General features: G+C 60.2%; 7 protein-coding genes. 1 reads left to right on the forward strand and 6 read right to left on the reverse strand.

Annotated features, from left to right (window positions below; translation table 11 throughout):
* Positions 1-166: 166 nt before the first annotated feature.
* From DBR18_RS02450 to DBR18_RS02460, 3 genes are read right to left on the reverse strand one after another with little or no spacing between them, the layout of a single operon-like run.
* Positions 167-838 carry a GNAT family N-acetyltransferase gene (locus tag DBR18_RS02450; protein WP_108589124.1) on the reverse strand — a complete coding sequence of 224 codons (672 nt, stop codon included), beginning with the start codon at positions 836-838 and terminating at the stop codon, positions 167-169.
* A 12-nt stretch (positions 839-850) separates the two neighbouring features.
* Positions 851-1,297, reverse strand: coding sequence for a GNAT family N-acetyltransferase (locus DBR18_RS02455; RefSeq protein ID WP_108589125.1), 447 nt, complete (start codon positions 1,295-1,297; stop codon positions 851-853).
* Between the two features lie 11 nt (positions 1,298-1,308).
* Positions 1,309-1,932, reverse strand: coding sequence for an FMN-binding negative transcriptional regulator (locus DBR18_RS02460; RefSeq protein ID WP_108589126.1), 624 nt, complete (start codon positions 1,930-1,932; stop codon positions 1,309-1,311).
* 92 nt (positions 1,933-2,024) lie between these two features.
* Between DBR18_RS02460 and DBR18_RS02465 the strand changes: the two genes are divergently transcribed.
* Positions 2,025-3,578: a PLP-dependent aminotransferase family protein gene (locus DBR18_RS02465; protein WP_108589127.1), complete on the forward strand. Its 1,554-nt coding sequence runs from the start codon at positions 2,025-2,027 to the stop codon at positions 3,576-3,578.
* Positions 3,579-3,581: 3 nt separating this feature from the next.
* Here the strand turns inward: DBR18_RS02465 and DBR18_RS02470 are convergent, their stop codons facing one another.
* The 3 genes from DBR18_RS02470 to DBR18_RS02480 all read right to left on the reverse strand — a co-directional run bounded on the left by DBR18_RS02470 (position 3,582) and on the right by DBR18_RS02480 (position 10,564).
* Positions 3,582-8,180: a DUF6543 domain-containing protein gene (locus DBR18_RS02470; protein WP_108589128.1), complete on the reverse strand. Its 4,599-nt coding sequence runs from the start codon at positions 8,178-8,180 to the stop codon at positions 3,582-3,584.
* A 144-nt stretch (positions 8,181-8,324) separates the two neighbouring features.
* Positions 8,325-9,362 carry a histone deacetylase family protein gene (locus tag DBR18_RS02475; protein ID WP_108589129.1) on the reverse strand — a complete coding sequence of 346 codons (1,038 nt, stop codon included), beginning with the start codon at positions 9,360-9,362 and terminating at the stop codon, positions 8,325-8,327.
* A 209-nt stretch (positions 9,363-9,571) separates the two neighbouring features.
* Positions 9,572-10,564 carry an AraC family transcriptional regulator gene (locus DBR18_RS02480; RefSeq protein ID WP_108589130.1) on the reverse strand — a complete coding sequence of 331 codons (993 nt, stop codon included), beginning with the start codon at positions 10,562-10,564 and terminating at the stop codon, positions 9,572-9,574.
* Positions 10,565-10,744: the final 180 nt, after the last annotated feature.

The raw sequence follows: 10,744 nt of genomic DNA on the forward strand, positions 1-10,744 counted from the left end.
TCAGTCTGCATTTTGTTGCAGATATGGCATGAGCTTCGCCGGTTGCAGTGGATTTATCGGAAACGCTCGAAGATCAAAAGATCGCAGCCTGCGGCAGCTCCTGCACAGGTTTCAGTTACACCCCTGTAGGAGCTGCCGAAGGCTGCGATCTTTTGCATTTACAGACTCAGGAACGGCACTCGACCAAACCTTTCACCTGCCCGGTCGGGGTCTGGTTGGCCTCGCTCAACCACTGCTCGAACCCTGCCGCAATCGCCGGCCACTCCGAATCCAGGATCGAATACCACGCGGTATCGCGGTTCTGGCCCTTGACCACCATGTGCTGGCGGAACACGCCTTCGAAGCTGAAGCCCAGGCGTTCGGCGGCGTATTTGGAGCGGGCGTTACCGTTGTTGCACTTCCACTCCAGGCGCCGGTAGCCCTGTTCGAAGGCGTATTTGGCCAGCAGGTAAACCGCTTCGGTGCTTTTCGGTGAACGCTGCATCGGCGCGCCGAAGGTGACGTGGCCGATCTCGATGCGCCCCTGCGCCGGGACGATCGACATCAGGCTGAGGATGCCTTGCACCTGGCCTGTGGCGCGGTCGATCACGCTGAAGAAATACGGATCGCTGCTGGCCGCGTGGTTGTTCAGCCAGTCATTGAAAACGCTGCGCTCGGGGAACGGCCCATAGGGCAAGTAATCCCACAGCTTCGGGTCGGCGCCGGGGCCTTCGAGGGCATTGAACAGATCGTCGCCGTGGCGTGCCGGATCGAGTCGTTCCAGACGGATGAAACGGCCTTCGAGCAAGGTCGCGGTGGGGGCGGGGACGCCTTTCCAGTCGGCAAGTGAAGTGGTCATGTGCGCGGCTCCTTAAATGGCTTTGCGAAACTGGATGAAACCCGGGCGCTCGGCGATGCGCTCGTAGAGCTGGATCGCGGTGGCATTGGTTTCGTGAGTCAGCCAATGCACCTTGCAGCAACCGTCGGCCCTGGCGGTGGTGTAGACGTGTTCGATCAACAGGCGACCGACGCCGGTGCCACGAGTCTCCGGCGCCACCAGCAGGTCCTGCAGGTAGCAGGAGTTTTCGATGCTCCAATTGGAGCGGTGGTAGATGAAATGCACCATGCCCACCGCCTTGCCGTCGGCCCAGGCGAGGGCGGCATGGGTCGGTTCACTCGGGTCGAGGAAACGCTGCCAGGTGCTGTGTGTGACGGCGTCCGGCAACTCGGTGTTGTAGAAGCGCAGGTAGGCCTGCCACAGCGGCAGCCAGGCGGCGTGATCGCCGGCAGTCACCGGGCGGATCTGGATCTGGGTCATGCTGATTTTCCTTAACGCATCAAGTGGGCGAGGGTCTGGTCGTTGATGTCGGGGCTGGCAGTCAGGCCTTCGCGCACGCCGGCAATGTCTTCGGCGCTGCGGTTCTGGCTGAGCTTGCGCTTGCCTTCGAGGCGATCGATTGGAATGGCGAAACCGACGATGGCCTTGAGCATGCCGTCGATGTAGTCGGCCGGCGCGTCGTCGACTTTCCACGGTTGCGCGCGGCCCGCTTCATGGCGATCGGTGAGCGTGCTGACGATGTCGAGCAGACGTCCGCCGTCGCTGAAGGTCTCGGCGTGGCCGTAGGCGTGTACGGCGACGTAGTTCCAGGTCGGCACGACTTTGCCGTGCTCGGCCTTGCTCGGGTAAAACCCCGGGCTGACGTAGGCGTCGGGGCCGGCAAAGATCAGCATCGCTTCAGCGCCGTCACGCAGGTCTTTCCACTGTGGATTGGCTTTGGCCAGGTGCCCGTAGAGCGTGCCGTTCGGGCCTTGCTCGCGGTGCAGCAGCACCGGCACATGGCTGGCCTGCAAGCCGTTTTCGCCGTGGCTGACGAGAATGGCGAGACGGGTGGCGAGGATCAGTTCGTGCAGTTGCGACAGTTCGTCGATGGCAAAGGCGCGGGGCGTGTACATGGAGAAATTTTCCTTGGCGAATGCCTGCATCCTAGGCAGGCTATTGGTCTGTTGTAAGAGCCATTGATGGCCAATTTCACAGGTCCATTGCCATGCCCGATTCGCCTGCGCTGTCCATGCCATTCAATCCGGCGGGTATCGAACTCGACCGTCGTCAGGGTCTGAGCCGCCAGCTCTATCAAGCGGTGCGTCTGCGTGTGCTGGACGGACGTCTGGCCAGTGGCACGCGGCTGCCCGCCAGCCGTGATCTGGCGACAGCGCTGGCGATTTCCCGCAACAGCGTGGTGCGTGCCTACGATCAGCTGTACGCCGAAGGCTTCATAGAAGGGCGGGTTGGGGACGGCACGTATGTCGCCCAATTACCGCAAAGCGCGCCATCGGCAAAAAAACTATCCACAAAAGTATCCACAGGGTTTTCAACAGGCTTACCCACAGCCTTATCCACAATTCCGCCGGATTTGCCTGTGGTTTCATCCAGTAAAGTTATCCACAGCGGTGCTGCGCAACGCCTGGAAAACAACCATTTATCGTTGCCGCCAAGTGGTCCGCCGAAGGCTTTTCGGGTGGGTGTTCCTGCGTTCGACCTGTTTCCGTTCGAGGTCTGGGCCAAGCTGAACGCGGCTTTCTGGCGCAAACCCGATCTGCAGCAGTTGTGTTACGGCGACCCCGCCGGCGACGCACGTCTGCGCGGGTTGATTGCCGCGTACTTGCGCAGTTCGCGAGGCATGCAGTGCAGCGCTGAGCAAATTGTGATCACCAGTGGCGCACAACAGGGCATCAGCCTTTGTGCACAGTTGCTGGTGGAGCCAGGCGATGCGGTTGGCATCGAGAATCCGGGGTATCGCGCTGCCGGTCATGCCTTTGCCGTGGCCGGAGCGCGGTTGCACGGTGTGCCGGTGGACGCAGAAGGCATCGATTGCGCAGCGTTGGCGCAGGTTGGCGATTGCCGGGTGGCGTATGTCACACCGTCCCATCAGTACCCCACCGGGGTGGTCATGAGCCTTGCCCGCAGGTTGGAGCTGCTCGCCTGGGCCGAACGCAATCAGGGCTGGATCATCGAGGACGATTACGACGGCGAGTACCGCTACAGCGGCGCACCCCTGGCGCCGTTGGCGGCGCTCGACCGTCAGGGTCGCGTGCTCTACGTGGGCACGTTCGGCAAGGTGGCGTTCCCCGCTCTGCGCCTGGGCTATCTGGTGTTGCCGGCAGGGTTGGTCGAGGCCTTTGCCCGGCGCCGGGCGGTGGACGTGCGGCATTCGGAAGTGAGCACTCAGGCGGTGATGGCCGAATTCATGGCCACAGGGCATTTCCAGCGGCACATCCGGCGAATGCGCCGTGCCGCCCTGAGTCGGCGCAATACGCTGTTGGCAGGCTGGCCGGAGAATATTCCCGGTGTTGGCAGCCTGCCGAGCGTGGCGGCAGGGCTGCACATGACCGTGGCAGTCGAAAGTCTTGCCCGCGAGCAGCAACTGCTTGAGCTGGCCGCCAGCGTCGATGTGGAGATCAATGGGCTGAGCAGCTACTGGTTGCCTGGGTCGTCATCCAGCCCCGACTGGCGCGCAGGCCTTGTGCTGGGATTTGCTGCGGTACCGGAGAAAGCGATCAGTGCTGCTCTGCTGCGCTTGAATCAGGTCTGGCGCACTTGATCCTCAAGTGCCTGGCTTGAAAAACAGCTGATCGGCCAGCCGGGGGCTGATTTCAGAGCGATAGATTCTCAACAGTTCGCCGTCGTTGGTGGCGGTGCGCAAGTCAAAGGCGCCGCCGAGTTTGCGTTGCTCACGAGTCTTGAGGTGCGCGGCGATGAAATTTGCGTCCGCCTGCTCCATCGAGTCGTAGTGGAAGTGGGCATACCACAACACTTCCTGGCTCTGCCGATTGCGGATTTCGTATTCCTGCAGGAAGTCCTTTTTCTGGCCCTTGAGGCGACGGCGCGAGCCTGTCGAGACAATGCCTATCTCGTTATAGCGCTTGAGCCATTCGACATGGGCAGCAGTCGGGTCCCGTTGCATGATCATTCTGACGCGAGTGGAATGGCCAATATAAAAAAGCTTGGTCGTTGCGGCCTGTAGCTGGCTTCTGATCGCATCTGCTTTGTCGACCACACTGGTGGATCCGGCCTCATGGCCCAGCGCTTCGTCAATACGATCCGACTGAGCACTCAGTTCGGCGGCGCGGCGTTGGAATGCTTCATCGATTTCCACAGGCAGGTACGTTGCTCCGTCAGCCAGCGCGTTGTATCGATTGATAAAGCGTTCGAGCCCATCCAGCATGTGCTGCGCGTTTTTTGTGAGGTTGGCGAGGCTCACTTTTGGCGCTGGCCTGGCTCGATATTCACTGACCCGCTTGAGCCATTCACCCGACGGTTTCTGGTGATAAGTCGCGAGGGTTTTTCCGCTGACAGGCGCTTTCACGTCGACAAAATTATCCTTGCCTGAGGTGCGCTCCTCGCCTGCGACGATGCCATCCATACGCGTCTTGATGACTTTTTTCTTCGGGGCAGATGCCTTGATCCGGGAGGGGCCGGGCACCGGTAACAGGGTTTTCCGCTCGCGTAGCAGAGCACCCAGAACGTCAGCGGCTTCGTCACTGAATGCGTTGATCCGCTCACGCAGGAGCTTGAACGGGTCATCAATGATCAGGTTCGCTGACTGTTCGGCGACATCCCCCAATTGCCGGTTGATGGTAGTGAAGCGCTCCACCTGTTCATTGAGTGCTTCGATTCGCTCGTCGAGGGGCGTGGAGGTTTTATCGTCGATCACTGCCTGCGAGGTCTCGATGGCCAGGCTGGCGGAGTCGACAATGCGGTTCAGCTCCGCTTGCACATCCAGAGCTGCCCGCGTGGTTTCAGGTTTCAGGCACAGTTCCTGGCCCAATACGACCTGAAAGGCTTTGAGGTCTTTCACGTTATGCACAGGCAGTTTTTGCGTATAAGTGCGAATGACTTCAGCGCCTTCCTTGCCCAACACCGTGAGTTTGGCGAACGTCGTGTGGGAGAACGCAATCCTGTTGATCATGACCGTGATCAGTGTGCTGGAGCGCTGATGGATGGCGCGCGCCGATGCATCGTTGTTCTGATCCTGCTCCATGGTTTCGAGGGTTTTGTGCAAGGCGTTGTTGAATTCAGTCGCCATGTCGTCGAACCAGGCCTGGTTCAGAAACAGTTGTGATCTCAGCAGGTCGACCATCGCCGTTCGATAATGCGGCACATGATCCAGACGATTGAGTTCTTCGAGCTTGTCGGCGATGGCCTCATATTCGCTGGAGCGGATTTGCGTCTTTTCCAGATACAGCCGTGTCAGTTCGACGCGGTCGTCAGCGCTCGCCTCCGCCATCTGCTTATGTGCATTGGTCAGTTCCTCACGGCTGGCTTTGGTGGTTCGATCGAAAGCGGCCAGTTGTTGAAGCAGTTCGGCGACGCGTTCTGCCTTTTGCTGTTGGTATTTCATGCGCCGCGAACTCAGGCCTCCGCCACGCAAGCGCAGTCTGATATCGATGTACCATTTTCCATTTCTGCTGCTCGTCAACAGCGGGCCTCGTCGCTTGGGCGTATGGCGACTGTCGATGATCTGCACATTGTCGTAATCGTCGACTTCGACTTCGAACCAGTTTTTGCCCACGGGCGCGTATAGCCGTTGTTCATGTCGGTACAGATTTTTCTCCGGACCCTCTTCATCGATGGGTTCACCCAGCTCCTCGGGCTTTTCGACCTTGAGTTCGGCCACTGCCCTGCTCAGTGTCAATGGCCGGCCGTTGAGCGCTCCGCTGGCGTGAATCGTCAGTGCATGATCGCTGGGCAATTGCGCCGGTGGCAGGTCTGGGGCCTGCACGGTTTTTACCGGCTCCTGAGTAATAACCTGCACCTTGTTGTGTTCAGGTGCCGCTTTTGTTGTTTCAGGCTCTTGTGTGATCGGCTTGCGCACAGCATGCGCGGGCTTGTTGCGGGTGGCCGCGTGGTGGGCAAGCACCACGGCTATGTTCAGAAACAGGTCGGCGACGGCGCTGATGAGCTGGTCTTGTCTGGATTCCTGCACTGCATCGACGGCTTCCTGCACGTCATCCATGATCTGCCAGATCCAGGCTGCAGTGCCCAGCGTTGGTCCGAGAAAAGGCAGGACGCCATTGAACAGTTTCCAGGCACCCTGCTTGAGCGAGGCCCAGTGGCTTTCGGCATTGGATACAGACTGCCGGTCCGCCAGCTCGACCAGGGCGCGGGCGTTGCTTTTGAACAGGTGTGCAAGGCGATCGCCCTCTACCGTTTTTGTCCCGAGTTTGACGGGGCCGGTGATCTGCAACGACAACACCGGATTGGCCAGCAGCTCCGTCAGCGTCCAGACCGAGGGCAGGTCGCCGGGAAAGATGAAGTTGGTGTAGTTGGCGCGAGCGTTGTCGGGCAACCAGGCCAGTATCGACTTGCGTAATCGATGGCTGTGTTTGATGGCGTAAATCAGGTTGGCCCGGGTTGGATACTGCAGCAGGCAATTGTCCATCAGCGGCCTGTAGAGCAGGCATGGCCCCTGATCCGGATCACGGGGTTCGATCACGTACATATTGCTGACCGTATCGTAGCGGGACGGATCTTCGCCGTTGGGCACGAACGCCAGCGGGCGAATGACAATTTCCTGGCCACCAACATGGCGCGCTTGCGGATCTTCCTCAAATACTCGGGTGATATAACGGCAGCCAAGGTCATCCAGACCGCCCTCGTTGCAGAGTTTGAGCTGCAGCGCCAGCATCGACAGCTGGATCTTCAAGTGCCGGGTGTAAATCGTTTGCAGGCTTTTTGACTGGACAGGGTCATCCAGCAGGCGTTGTTTGAGCAGAGCCGGATAGGCCTGGCCGATGTTGGCATCGGTGATCAGCTGTTTGATGAAGTCGGCGGTCATCCACTCCGGTACGGGGGCACCGTCGCTGAAGTAGATAAACGTGCTGCCCAGCGGCACGGCAATCAGGTTTTCCAGTGCCAGATCGACCAGGGAAAACGTGGTCTTTTCGCTGGTGCCCGGTACGAACGTCCCCCAGACCACCACGCTGGTAATTTCGATCCGCAGGTTCTGAAGATTCAGCCCGGTAGCGTCGGGGTGACTCTCCAGTAATCGGTCGCGCAGGGTCTTGAGGGTGTACTCGCCGATGGGCGGGACTTGCTCAAGGAACGTCTGGCCGGGGTTCTGCTGTTGCGCCAGCGCCAGATCCATCATCAGGCGACTGTAGCGAGTCTGATCGACCGGCGAGGCATTCAATAGCCAGTCCGGCATGTGGTTTTCGACTTGCTGATAGCGAGCGGAAAGCGGGGAAAACTCATTGTCAGGCAAATCCGTTACCTCACGGTGACGACTGGCATCATGCTGTGCAATGGCCTGGCCTTGCAGGGCGATCATCGTGCAGGCCTGGGCCTGGAAAAAATCGCCGTCGGGCTCATACAGCCGCCATTGCGTTACCCCTGAGCTGAAGAAGCGTTTCCCTCGGTTCGAGACATGGTTGTTCAGCCCCTCCAGGCTGTCGAACGTGCCGAATCCTTCAATAACAGAGTGGGTCAGGATCATCGTGCGTGAAGCTGTTGTACCGATGATCACGCACAGTTCCAGAATGTTGCGGTGACGGGAAATACCGTCTTCAAGGTGATCGATATCCACCAGGCATACCCGGGTCTTGAATGTGTCGTGCGATGCGCGCAGGGCCGAGTCCGGATAATCGAACACCAGGCGCGCCAATGCCTGTTGATCTGCATCCCAGCCATTAGTGGCGCTGACATTCCACACCGCGCGCAGTGACTCCGCCAATTCATGCCAGCGGGGTCGGTCGTTGCGTTGCTGGTTCCAGTAATCGAGCTGGTGCTCCTGATAGGCTACAAACAACAGCGGGATCAACTCGTTCATCAACTGGCCGACAACATCGATCCTGACCGGCAGATGAGGCATCGGCCAGACCTTGGGCTGCACCGTCAGAAAGTGTTCGCCGTCCAGGTACGTCACCGGCGTGTTGGTGGTGCCGTGGCGCACCAGAGCATCGGTCAGGGATTCGGCCTGGGGCACGCCGACGGTGATTTTTGCATTCTCGACCAGCCAGGTCGGCTTGACCACCAGCGTCCGGTCGGGGTTGATTGCCAGATCCGGATACAGTTCGGTGAGCGCGGGGTACAGGATGGAGGAAGCTACCTCGTGCATGGAAGGGCCAGTGACCAGTTGAGTCAGCAGGTCGCTGGAGTTCGCTTGCGGGCTGGGTTCGGCCTCGTCGGCCAGGTATTGATCCATGATGATGTCCTTGTCTGGCGGTGTGTAGCATCGGTTGGCCAGACAGTGACGCAGGCATCAGGTGCGATGGCGGTAGATAGTTATCGTCAGGCAAAAAAAGACCCGCGTTGCAGCGGGTCTTCGGGAATATTCAGGGAATGCGCTTCAGGATCCGGTTCGTTGTTCAAAACCTTCCAGCACGTTCACCGCATTGATGCCGATTTCTTCCACCGCGTAGCCACCTTCCATGACGAACAGCGTTGGTTTGCCGAGAGCGGCAATGCGTTTGCCCATGGCCAGGTAATCCGGGCTGTCGAGCTTGAACTGCGAGATCGGATCATCCTTGAAGGTGTCGACGCCCAGCGACACGACGATGACATCGGCGCCGTAGTTGTCGATCTCGTTGCAGGCCTGTTCCAGCGCCGCGCTCCAGGTGTCCCAGCCGGAACCGGCGGGCAGCGGGTAGTTAAAGTTGAACCCCTCACCGGCACCTTCGCCGCGTTCATCGTCATAACCTAGGAAGAAAGGGAATTCAGCTTCCGGGTGGCCGTGGATCGATGTGAACAGGACGTCACTGCGCTCGTAGAAAATCGACTGCGTGCCGTTGCCGTGGTGGTAGTCGACGTCGAGGATTGCGACTTTCCTGTGGCCTTGATCAAGGAAGGCCTGGGCGGCAATTGCGGCGTTGTTGAGGTAGCAATAGCCGCCCATCAGATCGCTGGCCGCGTGGTGTCCGGGTGGACGGCACAGGGCGAAGGCACTGCGCGCGCCTGCCTGAATGGCGGCTTGCGCGGTCAGTGCAACCTGCGCGGCGCTATAGGCTGCTTGCCAGGTGCCGGCGGTGATCGGTGCGCCGCCGTCGAAGCTGTAGTAGCCGAGCTGGCCGTGCAGGCTGGTCGGTTTGACCTGACGCAGCGTGCGCGCCGGCCAGGTGTAGGGCAGCAGGTCGCCGTCGGTGTTGAACTCGGTCCAGCGTGCCCACGCGCCTTTGAAGAAGTCGAGGTAATCATGGCTGTGAATGCGCGCGATGGGTTCGAGGCCATGGTCCTTTGGCGGTTGCACCGCGCCCAGGTTCCGGTTTTTCACCCGTTGCAGCACATGGTCGGCGCGCGACGGCATTTCGAAGCACGGCTTGAGCTGACCATCGATCAGTTCGCAGCGGCCATGGTGCAGGTGGTGATCGTCCGAGTAGATCGTCAGCATTTGTTGTTCTCCGCAGGGCTGAATCGGTTGCCCACAGTGTTGCGGCACGCGGCGAATCGGAGAACGGCAGGAAAGGCCAAAAGGGGATTGATCCGGCCAAAACCTCTGACCGCAATTCGCCCCTTGCCAGCCGATCAAAAGATCGCAGCCTTCGGCAGTTCCTACGCCGATTTCTGTAGGAGCTGCCGAAGGCTGCGATCTTTTGATCTTCAGGCTCTGAACTGGCTCGGCGCCACACCGCTCCAGCGCACGAACGCATGCCGAAAACTCGCGGTCTCGCTGAAGCCCAGGGTCTCGGCGATGCGGTAGATCGGCAACTGGTCCTCGCAGAGCATCTGCTTGGCCCGCTCGAAGCGCAGTTCGTCGAGCAGCTCCTGATAACTGCTGCCCATGTCCTTGAGGTGGCGGCGCAGGGTGCGCGGCGAGCATTTCATTTGCTGGGCCAGCCCCTCAAGCCCCGGCGCGGCGTTGAGCTGCGCACTGAGCAACTGGCGGATGCGCCCCAGCCATGCCTGCCTCCCGGTGAATTCCAGGTTTTGTTTGCGGCAGCGCTCGGCCATCGCCTGATGGGTAATGACGTCGGCCAGCGGCAGCGGCTGGTCGAGCCAGCGCCGGTCGAATGCGAACGCATTGTCTCGCGCAGCAAAATGCAGCGGGCTGTCGAAGTGCTCGGCGTAGCTGTCGCGGTAATCCGGTGCCGCGTGCTCAAACCGCGTAGCGAGCAGGGGCAGGGGATGGCCGAGCAGGTCGTCGCAAATCACTTTCAGCGAGACCAGGCAGAACTCGGCATTGAACACCGCCATCGCCGGGCTCTCGCGGTAGTCGGCGGCGACGAACCAGACGCGCTCGCCATCGTCTTCCAGGCTCAACTCGAAAAGTGTTCCCAACAGCGCCGGATAACGGATCGCCAGACGCAAAGCGTCACCGAAGGTGGCACAGGTGAGCAGGGCGTAACCAAGAATGCCGTAGCAGGACACGTGCATGCGACGGCCCAGTTCCAGCCCGATGTCGTGCTTGAGCGCGACCGCGTTGGCGCAGACCTGCATTTCCTGATTGGTGGTGATGCGCGTGTCGGCGCGGTTCAGATCTGCCGCGCTGATGCCGCTGCCAGCCAGCAGTGCTTCACTCGACAGGCCTTCATCTTTGAAGGTGTTGAGGATAAGAGAGACGGCGTTGAGGGTGGTGAGGTGGGAGTGGAGCATGGGATCTTCCAGCCTGGGGATGGCTGGAACGCAGCAAGTTGTATGCCGCACACGGATCAAACTGTGTGAGGGCTATTGTGGCGAGGGAGCTTGCTCCCGCCGGGGCGTGCAGCGGCCCCAAAAACTGCGACTGCTTCGCAGTCGAGCGGGAGCAAGCCCCCTCGCCACAGGGGCTCACTC

The sequence above is a fragment of the Pseudomonas sp. HMWF021 genome (assembly GCF_003061005.1).
In the GTDB taxonomy this organism is placed as follows: Bacteria; Pseudomonadota; Gammaproteobacteria; order Pseudomonadales; family Pseudomonadaceae; genus Aquipseudomonas.

Bases quoted from the DNA above. Each gene is read 5' to 3' on its own strand.
- DBR18_RS02450 (WP_108589124.1), bottom strand. From the start codon at position 838: ATGACCACTTCACTTGCCGACTGGAAAGGCGTCCCCGCCCCCACCGCG.
- DBR18_RS02465 (WP_108589127.1), top strand. From the start codon at position 2,025: ATGCCCGATTCGCCTGCGCTGTCCATGCCATTCAATCCGGCGGGTATC.
- DBR18_RS02480 (WP_108589130.1), bottom strand. From the start codon at position 10,564: ATGCTCCACTCCCACCTCACCACCCTCAACGCCGTCTCTCTTATCCTC.
- DBR18_RS02475 (WP_108589129.1), bottom strand. From the start codon at position 9,362: ATGCTGACGATCTACTCGGACGATCACCACCTGCACCATGGCCGCTGC.
- DBR18_RS02455 (WP_108589125.1), bottom strand. From the start codon at position 1,297: ATGACCCAGATCCAGATCCGCCCGGTGACTGCCGGCGATCACGCCGCC.
- DBR18_RS02470 (WP_108589128.1), bottom strand. From the start codon at position 8,180: ATGGATCAATACCTGGCCGACGAGGCCGAACCCAGCCCGCAAGCGAAC.
- DBR18_RS02460 (WP_108589126.1), bottom strand. From the start codon at position 1,932: ATGTACACGCCCCGCGCCTTTGCCATCGACGAACTGTCGCAACTGCAC.